Consider the following 15,989-nt stretch of genomic DNA (forward strand, 5'->3'; position numbering starts at 1 on the left):
ATTTATACTAATTTTATGTTTTTTAAATTTAGTTAAAAAAAATTAATTTTTAAAGACATTTCACAATTTTATCAATATGACAAAAAATACCACAAATCATACTAAGCCTTTGAAAATTCCCAAAATTATAATCCTATCCAGTAAGTTTATTGCCTTTTTGTCTACAAAATGGGTTACGATTTATGCATCTAAATTGTTTACAACGCCGATAAAACATAAGATTCCTAAACGAGAAATTGAAATGGACAAAAAGAGCGTACAACAAATAATTATTGTTCCTTCCATAAAAAGAAAAGTAAATGTATATGAGTATGGAAAAAGCAGTAAAAAAGTTTTATTGGTTCACGGATGGTCAGGTAGAGGAACCCAATTATGTAAAATTGCTGATGAAATGGTAAGATTGGGATATTCGACTGTTAGTTTTGATGCGCCAGCACATGGAAAATCTCCCGGAAATTCAACTATCATGGTTGATTTTATAGCTTCAGTTATTGAAATAGACAAACAATTTGGACCTTTTGAAATTGCTATTGGTCACTCTTTGGGGGGAATGACAGTTATGAATGCTATAAAAGAAGGGCTTCAAGTAAAAAAAGCTGTAATTATTGGCAGTGGAGATATTGTACAAGATATTACAGATGATTTTATTGCCAAATTGGGATTAAAACCCGAAATAAGCAAACTATTATGTGAGCGTTTTGAAAAAAAATATGGAGGAATCATGGACGATTACAGTGCCTACAAAGCAGCTGAAACGACTTTAATTCCGACTTTGGTAATTCACGATGAAAACGATCCTGAAGTACCTGTAAAAGCGGGAATTCATATACATCAGCATCTTAAAAACGGAGAATTAATGTTGACTAAAAGATTAGGTCACAGAAAGATACTTGCGGATCATCAAGTAATTGAAAAAATAACTAATTTTATTGAAAAATAGTATCATGAAATCGCCATTAACGACAAGTTTGCGTAAGCAAACATCAATAGATAAAAGGCGACCCGAGCGTAGCGAACTGGCGAAGCATAACCTATATGACAACTAAAAAATAAATTTCACAGATATGAATTATCCTTTTGTAAAATCAGAAAAAGAATGGGAAGAAGAATTAGGAACTGAGCGTTACAGAATTCTTCGTCAAAAAGGAACAGAATATCCACATACAGGAAAATATAATTTGCATTTTGAAAATGGAGTTTATTGTTGTGGAGGCTGTGGTACTCCTCTATTTGAAAGTAATTCTAAGTTTGACGCGCACTGTGGTTGGCCATCATTTGACGAGTCAATTCCTGGAAAAGTAGAATATATTGTTGATAATACACACGGTATGAAGCGCACCGAAATTGTTTGCGCCAATTGTGGTGGACATCTAGGCCATGTTTTTGAAGATGGTCCTACGAAAACTGGTCAACGATATTGTGTTAATTCGTTGTCGGTAGATTTTAAAGAAAAATAAACGTTTTGTTTTTTTAAAATACAATTAAACAAAAAATGCTTTACAATTCTGTAAAGCATTTTTTGTTTAATCTAGAATTTTTTAAAAAGCTACATTCCATCTTGGCAATTTACCATTTTCATCTAGGAAGTTTTGCAAAACTTGACCTTCAACGCTTGTTGGAATTGATTTTGCATCGTTATTATAAGTTTCAAACCAAAAAACTTCCAATGTATCAATATTTTCTTTTTTCATTTGAGCAGGCCAAGAATATTTTCTTCCTGTTTTTGCAAATTGATGTCCATTTACAATCTTGTCATGTAAACCACCATTTTTGCTTTTCAACGTTCCGTCGTTTTGAACTGTTCCTGTAGAACCAACCATAATTAATTCTTTGTCAGCATAAACAACAAAAACACCGCTTCCTGCTTCTGAAGCGTTACAAACAGCTTCTAAATTATCTTCCTGTGTAAACGTAAAATTCCCTTTTACTGTAAACTTTTCTAATTCTTTGTACATATTTTTTATAATTAAAAAAATGCCTCACAAAATCGTGAGGCATTTTGGTATTTTATTTTTAAAATATTGAATATTAACCCAATACTTCTTTTACTTTCTTTCCTATTTCAGCTGGAGAGTCAACAACGTGAATTCCGTTCTCTCTCATAATTTGCTTTTTAGCTTCAGCTGTATCGTCAGAACCACCAACAATTGCACCTGCATGTCCCATTGTACGTCCTGCTGGAGCAGTAACTCCTGCGATGAAACCTACAACTGGTTTACGGTTACCATCAGCTTTAATCCATTTAGCAGCATCAGCTTCTAATTGTCCTCCAATTTCACCAATCATTACGATACATTCAGTTTCTGGATCGTTCATCAACAATTCAACAGCTTCTTTCGTAGTTGTTCCAATAATTGGGTCTCCACCAATACCGATAGCAGTAGTAATTCCTAATCCTTGTTTTACAACTTGGTCAGCAGCTTCATAAGTTAAAGTTCCTGATTTTGAAACAATACCTACAGTTCCTTTTTTGAAAACGAAACCTGGCATAATTCCAACTTTAGCTTCTCCTGGAGTAATAACACCCGGACAGTTTGGACCAATTAATCTAGCATTTCTTTCTTTAACATAGCTATTTGCTTTAATCATATCCGCAACTGGAATTCCTTCAGTAATAGCAATGATTACTTTTATTCCAGCATCTGCAGCTTCCATAATTGCATCTGCAGCAAAAGCAGGTGGTACAAAAATAATAGTTGTATCGGCTCCGGCTTGTTCAACAGCATCTTTTACTGTGTTAAAAACAGGAAGGTCCAAATGTGTAGTTCCCCCTTTTCCAGGAGTAACACCACCAACAACATTTGTACCGTATTCAATCATTTGTGAAGCGTGGAAAGTTCCTTCGCTACCTGTAAATCCTTGAACAATTATTTTTGAATCTTTATTAACTAAAACACTCATGATATATTTTTTATGTAGTTTTTAAAATTGTGACGCAAAAGTAAGGCTTTTGTAATTATTTTGTACTTTTTTTAAAATAAAAATAATTACATCACTTGACTCATTTGATATCCTCTGTATAATTTATTATCTTTTATTTCCCATATAACCATCATATGAGCCAAAAACATTTCTTCTCGTGGGTTTTCTATCGTTTTGGCATAATGATCAAAACGAACAGAAACGATATTACCTTCTTCAACAATATGACTAATTCTAGCTTTGGTACGAACATAAGCTCTACTTATTTCACCAGTCATACTTAATATTTCTTCATAATTCCTTTGAATAAAACCTTTGCTACTATTCCAATCCAAAATACATTCTGGATGTAAATATTCTTTCATTATTTCTGTGTTAATGAAGGCATCTGATTTATAAAAACTTTTTACAATTTCTTTAGCAGACATATTATTTTAGTTTTTTTAAAATTTCGGGAATTTTTTTAATATTTGCCAATTGCTTCAATTTTTCTCTTGATTCTTCAATTGGAGTACCAAAATAGCTTTTACCACCATCTACTGATTTTGTAACACCTGTCTGTCCAAGTATTACTGCATTTGCTCCTATAGTAATACCGCTTGTTGTTCCCACCTGTCCCCAAATGGTAACTTCATCTTCTATAATGACACAACCTGCAATACCAGTTTGTGAAGCTATTAAACATTTTTTTCCAATTACGGTGTCGTGCCCAACATGTACCTGATTATCAATTTTGGTACCTTCTCCAATAGTAGTATCACCAGTAACTCCTTTGTCAATCGTACAAAGAGCTCCAATACCAACATTGTCCTTAATTACAACTCGACCTCCTGAAATTAATTGATCAAAACCATCTGGTCTTTTTTTATAATAAAAAGCATCGGCTCCAAGAACGGTACCCGCGTGGATAATCACATTATCACCTATAATTGTATGGTCATAAATGGAAACATTAGCATGTATCAAACAATTTTCTCCAATGACAACGTTATTTCCAATGAAAGAATTTGGCTGAATCATAGTTCCTTTTCCAATTTTTGCGGAAGCGGAAATAGAAACATTAGATTGCACAAAAGGCATGAAATGTTTTGTCAATACATTAAAATCTCTAAAGGGATCATCTGAAATCAACAAAGCTTTCCCTTCTGGACAATCTACTTTCTTGTTGATTAAAACAATCGTAGCTGCAGATTGTAATGCTTTCTCGTAATATTTTGGATGATCTACAAAAACAATATCCCCAGATTCTACAACATGAATTTCATTCATGCCATAAACTGGAAACAAAGCATCACCAACAAATTCGCATTGAAGTAAATTTGCAATATCTTGTAGAGAATAAACTTTTGGAAATTTCATAAATATAGTATTCAGAAATCAGTGTTTAGTGTTTAGTTTCTAATTAAGCCAAACACTAAACAGAGACAACTATTCCTTAACTCGCTCCATATAAGAACCAGAAGTAGTATCAATTTTAATTTTGTCTCCCTCATTAATGAATAAAGGAACGTTTACGGTTGCACCAGTTTCAACAGTAGCAGATTTCGTTGCATTAGTAGCTGTATTTCCTTTAACGCCAGGTTCTGCGTAAGTAACTTCAAGAACAACAGATGCAGGCATATCAACAGAAAGAGGTAAATCAGTTTCTGTATTAATACTTACCATTACGCTTTCTCCTTCTTTCAATAAATCCGGTGAATCCAAAATATTTTTATTCAATGAGATTTGTTCAAAAGTTTCAACATTCATAAAATGGAATAAGTCGCCTTCAGGATATAAAAATTGAAATTTGTGGTTTTCAACTCTTACTTCATCAATTTTATGTCCAGCAGAGAAAGTATTATCCAATACTTTTCCATTAGTTAAACTTCTTAATTTTGTTCTTACAAATGCAGGTCCTTTCCCTGGTTTCACATGTAGAAATTCAATGATTTTATAAATATCATTGTTGTATTTGATGCACAATCCGTTTTTAATATCTGATGTAGATGCCATTGTTGTTTTGTTTTATTTATTATTTTGCTTAATCGTTCAATCCTTCATATTTGTTTTTCACCTAAACGATTAAACAAATAAACGATTGAACTTTTATTTAGTAATTCCCTGAATACCCTTTCATTACACCTCTTGATGAGTTTCGAATAAAGTCTATGACTTCATCGCGCTCAGGTGTAGCCTCCATTTCTCCTTCTATTATGTCCAGAGCTTGAGTTACATTATAATTTTTTTGATATAAAATTCTGTAAATTTCTTGAATTTCTCTAATTTTTTCAGATGTAAAACCACGTCTTCTCAATCCTACGGAATTTATTCCCACATAAGATAAAGGCTCTTTTGCTGCTTTAGTATATGGCGGAACGTCTTTTCTAAGTAAAGAACCTCCTGATACCATCGCATGGTCACCAACACTGATAAACTGATGTACAGCAGATAATCCACCAATAACAGCATAATTTCCAATTGTTACATGTCCTCCTAAAAGAACGCCATTTACAATAATAGCATTGTTTCCAACATGACAATCGTGTGCAATATGGGCTGTTGCCATGATTAGGCAATTATTCCCAATTACAGTTTGACCTGAAGCTATAGTTCCCCTATTGATAGTTACGCATTCTCTTATAGTACAATTATCTCCAATAATTGCAAGAGAATCTTCTCCTCCAAATTTTAAATCTTGAGGGACGGCAGCAATTACTGCTCCTGGAAAAATATTACAATTTTTACCAATTCTTGCTCCCTCCATTATTGTAACATTAGAACCTATCCAAGTTCCATCACCAATAACAACATTGTTATGGATGGTTGTAAAAGGCTCGATTACAACGTTTTTGGCGATTTTTGCACCTGGATGAACGTATGCTAACGGTTGATTCATATATTTTGTTTAATCGTTAAACTGTTTAATCAATTAATCGCATAAGCAATTAATCAAATCAACAAAAATTATTGTTTTCTTGCAATTTGCGCCATTAGTTCCGCTTGGGCAACCAATCGTCCATTTGAATATGCATTGGCTTGCATGTGACAAATACCTCTTCGTATTGGGGTAATCAAATCACATTTGAATATAAGTGTATCTCCCGGCAAAACTTTTTGCTTGAATTTTACGTTGTCAATTTTCATGAAAAAGGTCAAATAATTTTCAGGATCTGGAACAGTGCTTAAAACTAAAATTCCTCCTGTTTGCGCCATTGCTTCAACAATCAAAACTCCTGGCATTACTGGTGCATTAGGGAAATGTCCTACAAAGAAATTTTCATTCATTGTCACATTTTTCATCCCTACAACATGGCTATCCGACATTTCGATGATTCTGTCAATCAACAAAAATGGAGGTCTATGCGGTAACATCGCCATAATTTTATGAATATCCATTAATGGCTCTTGGTTTAAATCATAGGTTGGAACATAATTTCGTTGTTCACTTTTGATGATTTTTGCCATTTTTTTTGCAAACTGAGTATTTACATAATGCCCAGGTTTGTTAGCAATGATTTTCCCTTGAATTTTTGTTCCTATTAAGGCTAAATCACCAATCACGTCAAGTAATTTGTGTCTTGCAGCCTCATTTGGATAATGTAAAGTTAGATTGTCTAAAATTCCATTCGGTTTTACCGTAATTTCATCTTTTCCAAAGGCTTTCTTCAAGCTTTCCATTGTAGATTCAGAAATATCTTTGTCTACATATACGATTGCATTGTTTAAATCTCCTCCTTTAATTAATCCATTTTCCAATAGAGTTTCCAATTCATGTAAAAAACTAAAGGTTCTTGCATTGGAAATTTCCGTTTTGAAATCACCTATAGTTTTTAAAGTGGCATTTTGAGTGCCTAATATTTTTGTTCCAAAATCAACCATTGTAGTAACACTATAATGATCACTTGGCATAACCATGATTTCACTTCCAGAAGCTTCATCTGTAAACGAAATTACTTCTTTTACAACATATACGTTTCGGTTTAATTCTTGCTCAATAATTCCGGCTTCCTCAACAGCTTCCATGAAAAATTTAGAAGAACCATCCATAATTGGTAGTTCAGAGGCATCCAACTCAATAATAACGTTGTCCAAGTCACAACCCATTAAAGCTGCCAAAACATGTTCTGGAGTTTGAATTTTGACACCTAATTTTTCTAAATTAGTACCACGTTGTGTATTGACTACATAATTAGCATCAGCTTCAATAACAGGGTGACCTTCAAGATCGACACGAACAAATGTAAAGCCATTATTTACCGGAGCAGGTTTAAAAGTCATTTTAACTTCTTTTCCAGTATGTAATCCAACTCCCGTAAGCGAAATTTCTGTTTTGATGGTCTTCTGTTTAACCATTGTTTCCATTTTTTTGGTTTAATATTTGTTTTTTTAACTCTTCTATTTCTTTTACCAATTTTGGTAAATTCTTAAAATGTACATATGATTTACTGTAATCAGAATATCCAAAAGTTGGACTTCCTTGCAGTATTTCATTATCTTTTATATTTCTTCCTACTCCGGATTGAGCCTGAATACGAACATTATTACCAACAGTCAAATGCCCCACAATACCAACTTGCCCCCCTATCATGCAATTCTCCCCTATTTTGGTAGAACCCGCAATTCCAGATTGGGCTGCAATAACAGTATTACGACCAATTTCAACGTTGTGTGCAATTTGAATTTGATTGTCCAATTTTACACCCGCCCTGATAACTGTAGATCCTAATGTGGCTCTGTCAATAGTTGAGTTGGCACCAACATCCACATTATCTTCTATAATTACATTTCCAATTTGTGGTATTTTATTGTATGTACCATCTTCATTTGGCGCATAACCAAAACCATCTGCTCCAATAATTGTACCAGAATGAATTGTACAATTATTTCCAATGACTGTTTCGGAATAAATTTTAGCGCCAGCAAAAATAACCACATTATTTCCAATAGTTACATTGTCACCAATAAAACTTCCTGGATATACTTTTACATTATCACCTAATATAACATTATCACCTATATAACTAAAGCTTCCTAAATATAGATTTTCACCATATTTTGCACTTTCAGAAATAAAAGAAGGAGTTTCGATACCGCTTTTATTTAATTTCACTTGGTTGTAAAACTCCAATAATTTAGAGAAAGATTTATAAGCATCGGCAACCTTAATAAGAGTAGTAGTTATTGGTGATTCAGGAACAAAAGTATCGTTAACGATTGTTATTGAGGCTTTTGTGGTGTATATATAGTTGATGTATTTTGGATTGGATAAAAAAGTAAGCGACCCTTCAGCCCCTTCTTCAATTTTAGATAAACGAGAAACTTCAATGTTGGGATCTCCAACAATTTCTCCTTCCAATATTCCTGCTATTTGTTCAGCTGTAAATTTCATCTTATTGAATTGTATTTTTAAAAAGTATAAGATGGAACATACTAGTGTTAGTTCTCACAATATTTAATAAAAATAGATTGGCTTGTTTTATTGCGACAAAAATATAAAAAATAGGTTTTAAATGTTAATTTTAAAGCAGTTGTTTTGGAAAACATATATAATACTTAGTCACCAACTTGGATAATGATTTCAAATTCAGCTGGTCAGAGGCTTCAACAACATCCTCAATTGTCTTGTCTTTATTTAGAATTCGTATGGGTTCTGCAACTTTACTGTACGCTTGACTCTTTATTTTACCTTTAAAGATAAAATAATTGGATTCAGCCAGAGAAATTTTATTTTGAATAGAAAAGCGTTCTTTTTGTATCTGTAATTCTTCCAAAGGAACTTTATCATTCGTTAACTTAATTTTCAAAAGATCTCTATTGATAATCATTTTGCTCAAAGATGACAGAATAAAATCATCTTGATTTTCCCAGGCTTTCAAGGCGCTGATAATGTCAAAATCATCCAATTTTGTGAATAATTTCACGGTTTTCGGATCAAAAGTATCCATTGTCACTTTGTTTTGCATAAAAAACAGCAACGGCTCGCTGCAAGGCAAAAAAACACTTCTTTCGGTCAATTCTTTGGCGCGTTTTAGGACTTTGGTCAAAGTTAATTCGGCAGCCAAACTTGTTTTATGCAGATACACCTGCCAATACATCAATCGACGGGACATAAGAAACTTTTCGACCGAGTAGATTCCTTTTTCTTCAATTACCAAAACATCATCCACAACATTCATCATCTGAATTAATCGTTCAGAATTGACATTTCCTTCTGAAACCCCAGAATAAAAGCTATCTCGTTTTAAATAATCCATTCGATCCATGTCGAGCTGACTCGAAATTAGCTGCAACATAAATTTACGATGGTATTCTCCCTTAAATACTTTAATAGCAAGACTCAATTGACCTTGAAATTCAATATTGAGTTCGTTCATTAATAATAATGAGATTTCTTCATGATGAACATCTTCCACAATACTACTTTCCATAGCATGCGAAAAAGGGCCATGTCCCACATCGTGCAATAATATGGCAATATATAGCGCATTTTCTTCTTCAGGGCTAATGATTACCTCTTTGAAGCGTAAAACTTCGACCGCTTTTTGCATCAAATGCATACAGCCTAGTGCATGGTGAAAACGAGTGTGATTGGCACCAGGATACACCAAATAGGATAAGCCCATTTGGGAAATGCGTCTCAAGCGTTGAAAATAGGGATGTTGAACTAAATCATAGATTAAAGCATTCGGGATGGTAATAAACCCATAAATGGGATCATTGAATATTTTTAATTTATTTATTTGAGCCACTATAAGTTCGTTTTAGGGAAACAAATATAGTTAAAATAGTATTTGTATCTAAATTTGGAAAAGACTGCCCCCAAAAAAAAACTTCTCAATTTCTTGAGAAGTTTTGTGGGCGATGAGGGGTTCGAACCCCCGACCCCCTCGGTGTAAACGAGGTGCTCTGAACCAGCTGAGCTAATCGCCCTATTGCGTGTGCAAATATACAACTAGAACTCGTAATTGCAAGCAAAATTTTAAAAAAATAGAATAAAAATTACTTCGTTTTTCTTTAGTTACTCATAAACAGTGTTTTATTCAAAATTGAATCTCTATATTTTTTTTGGTTATCATCTTCTTATAGCCTTACATTTGTATGATAAAACAAATACAATGGCCCGATACCAAGAAAATGATTTACCAAAATCAAAAATTACTGCGAGTTCTCTGCAAAAAGCTATCCTGATTTTCAAATATGCCAACAATCACAAATGGAAATTTTATGTTGGATTGGTGTTTTTATTGCTTACTAGCGTTACTGCCCTAGCCTTTCCTAAATTTATGGGAATGCTTGTAGATTGTGTTAATAAGAAAGATGCCCATTTGGCAAATGAAATAGCTTTAGGCTTAGGATTGGTGTTGCTATTACAATCATTATTTTCCTTTTTTAGACTTTCTTTATTTGTAAATTTTACCGAAAATACATTGGCTAATGTTCGTTTGGCTTTATATACCAACTTGGTTAAATTGCCAATGTCGTTTTTCTCCCAAAAACGTGTTGGAGAATTGAATAGCCGGATCAGTAACGATATTACCCAGATTCAAGATACTTTAACTACAACGATAGCCGAGTTTTTAAGACAATTCATATTAATTATCGGAAGTTTTGCGATGCTGGCCAGTATCAATATCAAATTGACCATTATGATGGTTTCAGTTGTGCCATTGGTTGGAGTTGCTGCCGTTATTTTTGGAAGATTTATTCGAAAATATTCTAAAAAAGTGCAAGATCAGGTAGCCGAAAGTCAAGTGGTTGTTGAAGAAACAATGCAAGGAATCAGTATAGTTAAGGCTTTCGCTAATGAATGGTATGAGATTGCCCGTTATAAGGAAAAAATAAAGGAAGTAGTGAAAATGGGGATTAAAGGAGGGCAGTTTAGAGGTTTCTTTGCTTCCTTTATTATTATCTGTTTGTTTGGAACGATTGTGGCTGTTGTTTGGTATGGTGTGCAATTGAGTATTGCCGGCGAAATTACGGTTGGACAATTATTTACCTTTATATTATATTCGAGTTATGTTGGTGCTTCATCGGGGGGAATTGCCGAGTTATATGCACAAATGCAAAAAGCAATTGGTGCCACCGAAAGAGTTTTTGAACTATTGGATGAAACACCTGAAAAAATCAATTCAAACATACATATTCCTCCCATTAATAAAATAAAAGGTGAAGTGACTTTCAATAATGTTGCTTTCAGTTATCCATCCAGAAAAGAAGTTCAAGTTTTGAAAGATATTAATTTCACTGCAAATTTTGGGCAAAAAATAGCTCTTGTTGGACCAAGCGGAATGGGAAAATCAACAATTGCCTCTTTATTATTGCGTTTTTATGATATTGAGAGTGGCGAAATTCTAATCGACGGAAAAAATATTTACGATTATGATTTAGAGAATCTCCGCGGAAATATGAGTATTGTACCTCAGGATGTTATTCTTTTTGGAGGTACGATAAAAGAAAATATCGCTTACGGTAAACCAAATGCTACCGATGAGGAAATTATTTTGGCAGCCAAACAAGCAAATGCCTATGTATTTATAGAAAGTTTCCCTGAGAAATTTGAAACTGTGGTTGGAGAAAGAGGAATTAAACTTTCAGGTGGTCAAAGACAACGAATTGCGATTGCTCGTGCGTTATTAAAAAATCCATCCATATTGATTTTGGACGAAGCAACATCTTCTTTGGATAGCGAAAGTGAAAAATTAGTTCAGGAAGCTCTGGAAATTTTGATGGAAGGAAGAACAAGTATCATTATAGCACACCGTCTTTCTACAATTCGTTCTGCCGATCAGATTTTGGTACTTGACAATGGAAAAATCAGCGAGCAAGGAACGCATCAAGAATTAATTAACTTAGAAAATGGTTTGTATAAAAACCTAAGTAATTTACAGTTCAGTAATTCTTAGTTTCAAGATAAAATTGCATAAAAAATCCATTTGTTTTTTCGACAAATGGATTTTTTTTATGAAAGATAAATTGAATTTTATTTCCCTTTTCTTCTATTGCGTTCTGCTTTGATCATAGAAAGCTCGCGACTAGTTTGTCCAGCTACAGATGTATTTTCTTCCGCACGACGAATTAAGTATGGCATAACGTCTTTTACAGGTCCAAATGGCAAATATTTAGCAATATTATATCCATTTGCTGCCAAGTTATAGCTGATGTTATCGCTCATTCCATATAATTGCCCGAACCAAATTCTGTCATCATTAGATGGAATTCCTTTAGTTTTCATCAACTCCATTAATTTGTAAGTACTCTCTTCATTATGAGTTCCTGCAAAAATAGACATTGTATCTAAATGTTCTGCCATATAAAGGACAGCTGCATCATAATTAACATCAGAAGCTTCTTTTGAAGCACATATTGGTGTTGGATAACCTTTTTCTTCTGCACGAAGATTTTCTTTTTCCATATAAGCACCACGAACCAATTTCATTCCGATAAAGAATCCTTCGGTTTTCGCTTGCTCATGTAATTTTTTCAAATAATCCAAACGGTCCCAACGGTACATTTGAAGTGTGTTGAATACGATTACTTTTTCTTTGTTATATTTGCGCATCATTTCGGTAACCAAGTCATCGGCTGCATCTTGCATCCAGCTTTCTTCGGCATCAATCAACAAGGCTACATTCTTTTTATGCGCTTCGCTACATACTTGATCAAAACGGGTCACTACTCTATCCCATTCTGATTTTTCTTCTGGCGATAAAGTTTGTTTTTCTCCAACTTTTTCATATAAATCCAAACGACCTAAACCAGTAGGTTTAAAAACTGCAAAAGGAATTGCTTTACGCTCTTTTGCAAATTCAATCGTTTTTAAGGTCATTTCCAAAGCTGCATCAAATTGATTTTCCTCTTCTTTACCTTCAACTGAATAATCCAGTACGGAAGAAACTCCTTTGGTATACATTTTATCAACTACCGATAGGCAGTCATCTTCGTTTACACCACCACAAAAATGATCAAATACAGTAGCACGAATAAGGCTTTCAACAGGTAGATTTGCTTTTATTGCAAAGTTGGTCACTGCCGTTCCAATGCGCACCAAAGGTTGGCTATTGATTAATTTGAAAAGGAAATACGCTCTGTCAAGTTCAGTATCGCTTTTTAATGCAAATGCAATTTGTGTGTTATTAAAAATATTATTCATTTTTTGTTATATTTTTTATGCAAATATAAAGAGAGTAAGCGATTATTATTAGTAAAATTTGCCTTATTTTGCGGTTTCAATTAAATTAAGATCATGCAATCTATTCAAGCTAATAATTATCCTGTTCATTTCAATGAAATTGGATATGAAAAACTAAATCAGCATCTAAAAGAGAACAAATATTCAAACCTATTTATTATTGCTGACACCAATACAAATGAGCATTGTTTGTCTAAATTCCTTCCTTTATTGGAAACGGATTTGACTATAGAAATAATAGAATTTGAAGCTGGAGAAATTAATAAAAATATTGAAACCTGTATCGAAATCTGGAATGTCTTAACAGAACTTGGTGCTGACAGAAAAACATTGATTATAAATATAGGAGGAGGTGTTGTTACCGATTTAGGTGGTTTTGTGGCTTCTACTTTTAAAAGAGGTGTTGATTTTATTCATATTCCGACAACGTTGTTATCTATGGTGGATGCATCTGTAGGTGGCAAAAATGGTGTGGATTTGGGTAATTTAAAGAACCAAATAGGTGTTATCAATACGCCAAAAATGGTATTGATTGATACTCAATATCTGGAGACAGTTCCACAAAATGAAATGCGTTCTGGACTTGCCGAAATGTTGAAACACGGATTGATTTTTGATAAAGACTATTGGGAATATTTTTTAGATTTAAAGGCAATTGACTTCGATCATTTAGATGCGCTTATACATCGTTCAGTTGAAATTAAGAACATCATTGTGATGCAAGACCCAACGGAACAAAATATTCGAAAATCTTTAAATTTCGGTCATACATTAGGACATGCTATCGAAAGTTATTTTTTAGAAAATAAAAACAAAACTACCTTGTTACACGGAGAAGCCATTGCGGTGGGGATGATTTTAGAAAGTTACATTTCATTGCATAAAAAATTAATCACACAAGAGGAATATAATGAAATAAAAACAACATTAAAATCAATATATGATGATATAGTTTTTGAAGAAAATGATATTGATCCTATCTTGGAACTGTTGATCCACGACAAAAAAAACGAATACGGCATGATACAATTTGCATTGATCGAAGGTATCGGAAAAATAAAAATTAACCAATCTGTTGAAAACGAATTAATTCTAAACGCTTTTCAGGATTACAAATCTTAGCTATTTTTTAATAAAAAGGATTGCTTTGCGTCTGTTTTATTTTTTACATTTGCGCCAATGAATAAAAAACAAAATACTAAATCATTTTCTACCAAAAGGAACGGTAACAATAGGTCTTTCTTGAGCTTATTGAAACGGTTTTATGGTATAAAAGGAAATTTTAGTTTTGATGTGTTTCAATATTTCAAGGCCGATTATGATAAACTTCAGATTATCTATGCCAACATTAGAGTTTGAATTTCTATTAATTCTATTTTTCAAATGCAATTAATATAAAACTCTACAGAACAAATGAATACAAAATATTCCGATTTAATAAACCAAACATATTACTTTCCTCAGGAAGAATTTAAATTAAACAAGGACAATCTTCAATTTCATAATATCGATTTGATGAAATTGGTTGAAACTTATGGTACGCCCTTAAAGTTTACCTATTTGCCACAAATTTCAAACAACATCAACAAAGCCAAAAGCTGGTTTCGTAAATCGATGGAGAAGAACAAATACGAGGCAAAGTATTACTATTGCTATTGCACGAAAAGTTCTCATTTTGAATATATTATGAATGAGGCATTCAAAAACAATATTCACATTGAAACCTCTTCTGCCTTTGACATTAATATCGTTGAAAATTTATTAGAAAAAGGAAAAATCAATAAAAGCACCTATATTATTTGTAATGGTTTCAAAAGAGATCAATACATTGATAACATCGCGAGATTGGTCAATAATGGTCACAAAAACACTATTCCGATTATTGATAATTATGAGGAATTGGATTTGTTGCAGGCACAAATAAACGGAAAATTCAAAATTGGAATCCGTATTGCTGCCGAAGAGGAACCTAAATTTGAGTTTTATACATCAAGATTAGGAATCGGATACAAAAACATTGTTCCTTTTTACAAGAAAGAAATTAAAGAGAATAAAAATTTGGAACTTAAAATGTTGCACTTTTTTATTAATACAGGTATCAATGACAACGCTTATTACTGGAATGAACTTGTAAAATGTATCAAGGTATATGTTGCTTTGAAAAAAGAATGCCCTACTCTTGATGGTTTGAATATTGGTGGTGGTTTCCCTATCAAAAATTCATTGGCATTCGAATATGATTACCAATATATGATTGACGAAATTATCAATCAAATTAAAATTGCCTGCGACGAAGCGGAAGTAGATGTGCCAAATATTTTTACTGAATTTGGTTCGTTCACAGTTGGAGAAAGTGGTGGTGCAATCTATCAAGTATTGTATCAAAAGCAACAAAATGACAGAGAAAAGTGGAACATGATTGATTCTTCTTTTATCACTACATTACCTGATACTTGGGCAATAAACAAGCGTTTTATTATGTTGGCCATCAACAGATGGAATGAAACATACGAAAGAGTTTTATTGGGTGGAATGACTTGTGATAGTGATGATTATTACAATTCAGAACAAAACATGAATGCCATTTATTTGCCAAAATACAATAAAGAAAAACCACTATATTTAGGTTTTTTCAATACGGGAGCTTATCAGGAAACTATTGGTGGATATGGTGGTTTGCATCACTGTTTGATACCACAGCCAAAACACATTTTAATAGACCGTGATGAGAATGGAATATTGGCAACCGAAGTGTTTTCTGAACAACAAACAGCCGAAGATGTACTAAAAATATTAGGTTATAATAAATAATGAATAAAAATTGGGATTCAGGAAATTTGATATTTATAAATTTCTTTTATTTGTAACATCCAAATCTCAAATAACCTTTTGAACA

General features: G+C 33.1%; 16 protein-coding genes and 1 tRNA gene. 6 read left to right on the forward strand and 11 right to left on the reverse strand.

Features of this window, described 5'->3' with window-relative positions; genetic code table 11:
- Nucleotides 1–76: 76 nt before the first annotated feature.
- A complete protein-coding gene (locus C8C85_RS17650; protein WP_116798198.1) occupies nt 77–940 on the forward strand; it encodes an alpha/beta fold hydrolase in 864 nt (287 codons plus the stop codon).
- A 124-nt stretch (nt 941–1,064) separates the two neighbouring features.
- On the forward strand, nt 1,065–1,457 hold the full coding sequence (msrB, locus tag C8C85_RS17655; protein WP_116798199.1) for a peptide-methionine (R)-S-oxide reductase MsrB: 393 nt from the start codon (nt 1,065–1,067) through the stop codon (nt 1,455–1,457).
- 81 nt (nt 1,458–1,538) lie between these two features.
- On the opposite strand, the gene C8C85_RS17660 is transcribed toward msrB, so the two are convergent.
- The 10 genes from C8C85_RS17660 to C8C85_RS17705 all read right to left on the reverse strand — a co-directional run bounded on the left by C8C85_RS17660 (nt 1,539) and on the right by C8C85_RS17705 (nt 9,834).
- Nucleotides 1,539–1,955: a hypothetical protein gene (locus C8C85_RS17660; RefSeq protein WP_116798200.1), complete on the reverse strand. Its 417-nt coding sequence runs from the start codon at nt 1,953–1,955 to the stop codon at nt 1,539–1,541.
- 73 nt (nt 1,956–2,028) lie between these two features.
- Nucleotides 2,029–2,901 (reverse strand): succinate--CoA ligase subunit alpha, encoded by an 873-nt coding sequence (gene sucD, locus C8C85_RS17665; protein ID WP_077376539.1) that lies wholly within the window; start codon nt 2,899–2,901, stop codon nt 2,029–2,031.
- 86 nt (nt 2,902–2,987) lie between these two features.
- Nucleotides 2,988–3,350: a nuclear transport factor 2 family protein gene (locus tag C8C85_RS17670; protein ID WP_077376542.1), complete on the reverse strand. Its 363-nt coding sequence runs from the start codon at nt 3,348–3,350 to the stop codon at nt 2,988–2,990.
- A 1-nt stretch (nt 3,351) separates the two neighbouring features.
- Nucleotides 3,352–4,281: a UDP-3-O-(3-hydroxymyristoyl)glucosamine N-acyltransferase gene (locus tag C8C85_RS17675; protein WP_116798201.1), complete on the reverse strand. Its 930-nt coding sequence runs from the start codon at nt 4,279–4,281 to the stop codon at nt 3,352–3,354.
- Nucleotides 4,282–4,350: 69 nt separating this feature from the next.
- On the reverse strand, nt 4,351–4,917 hold the full coding sequence (gene efp, locus C8C85_RS17680; protein WP_111410776.1) for an elongation factor P: 567 nt from the start codon (nt 4,915–4,917) through the stop codon (nt 4,351–4,353).
- A 97-nt stretch (nt 4,918–5,014) separates the two neighbouring features.
- Nucleotides 5,015–5,800, reverse strand: coding sequence for an acyl-ACP--UDP-N-acetylglucosamine O-acyltransferase (gene lpxA, locus C8C85_RS17685; protein ID WP_111410775.1), 786 nt, complete (start codon nt 5,798–5,800; stop codon nt 5,015–5,017).
- A 68-nt stretch (nt 5,801–5,868) separates the two neighbouring features.
- Nucleotides 5,869–7,257 carry a bifunctional UDP-3-O-[3-hydroxymyristoyl] N-acetylglucosamine deacetylase/3-hydroxyacyl-ACP dehydratase gene (locus tag C8C85_RS17690; protein WP_116798525.1) on the reverse strand — a complete coding sequence of 463 codons (1,389 nt, stop codon included), beginning with the start codon at nt 7,255–7,257 and terminating at the stop codon, nt 5,869–5,871.
- Nucleotides 7,250–8,293, reverse strand: a complete 1,044-nt coding sequence (gene lpxD, locus C8C85_RS17695) for a UDP-3-O-(3-hydroxymyristoyl)glucosamine N-acyltransferase (protein WP_116798202.1) — start codon at nt 8,291–8,293, stop codon at nt 7,250–7,252. Before lpxD ends, C8C85_RS17690 begins: the two co-directional genes overlap by 8 nt.
- Before the next feature lie 130 nt (nt 8,294–8,423).
- Nucleotides 8,424–9,653 carry an HD domain-containing protein gene (locus C8C85_RS17700; RefSeq protein WP_116798203.1) on the reverse strand — a complete coding sequence of 410 codons (1,230 nt, stop codon included), beginning with the start codon at nt 9,651–9,653 and terminating at the stop codon, nt 8,424–8,426.
- A 106-nt stretch (nt 9,654–9,759) separates the two neighbouring features.
- A tRNA-Val gene (locus C8C85_RS17705) sits at nt 9,760–9,834 on the reverse strand.
- Between the two features lie 185 nt (nt 9,835–10,019).
- On the opposite strand from C8C85_RS17705, the gene C8C85_RS17710 reads away from it, so the two are divergent.
- Nucleotides 10,020–11,807, forward strand: coding sequence for an ABC transporter ATP-binding protein (locus C8C85_RS17710; RefSeq protein WP_116798204.1), 1,788 nt, complete (start codon nt 10,020–10,022; stop codon nt 11,805–11,807).
- Nucleotides 11,808–11,884: 77 nt separating this feature from the next.
- Here the strand turns inward: C8C85_RS17710 and C8C85_RS17715 are convergent, their stop codons facing one another.
- Nucleotides 11,885–13,054 carry a proline dehydrogenase family protein gene (locus C8C85_RS17715; protein ID WP_116798205.1) on the reverse strand — a complete coding sequence of 390 codons (1,170 nt, stop codon included), beginning with the start codon at nt 13,052–13,054 and terminating at the stop codon, nt 11,885–11,887.
- Between the two features lie 93 nt (nt 13,055–13,147).
- On the opposite strand from C8C85_RS17715, the gene aroB reads away from it, so the two are divergent.
- Genes aroB through C8C85_RS17730 form a run of 3 tightly spaced genes read left to right on the forward strand, consistent with a single transcriptional unit; the run spans nt 13,148 to nt 15,904 of the window.
- Nucleotides 13,148–14,215 (forward strand): 3-dehydroquinate synthase, encoded by a 1,068-nt coding sequence (gene aroB, locus C8C85_RS17720; protein WP_116798206.1) that lies wholly within the window; start codon nt 13,148–13,150, stop codon nt 14,213–14,215.
- A gap of 57 nt (nt 14,216–14,272) precedes the next feature.
- On the forward strand, nt 14,273–14,452 hold the full coding sequence (locus C8C85_RS17725) for a hypothetical protein (RefSeq protein WP_111411426.1): 180 nt from the start codon (nt 14,273–14,275) through the stop codon (nt 14,450–14,452).
- 54 nt (nt 14,453–14,506) lie between these two features.
- Nucleotides 14,507–15,904: an arginine decarboxylase gene (locus C8C85_RS17730; protein WP_116798207.1), complete on the forward strand. Its 1,398-nt coding sequence runs from the start codon at nt 14,507–14,509 to the stop codon at nt 15,902–15,904.
- Nucleotides 15,905–15,989: the final 85 nt, after the last annotated feature.

It is taken from the genome of Flavobacterium sp. 103 (assembly GCF_003096795.1).
In the GTDB taxonomy this organism is placed as follows: domain Bacteria; phylum Bacteroidota; class Bacteroidia; order Flavobacteriales; family Flavobacteriaceae; genus Flavobacterium.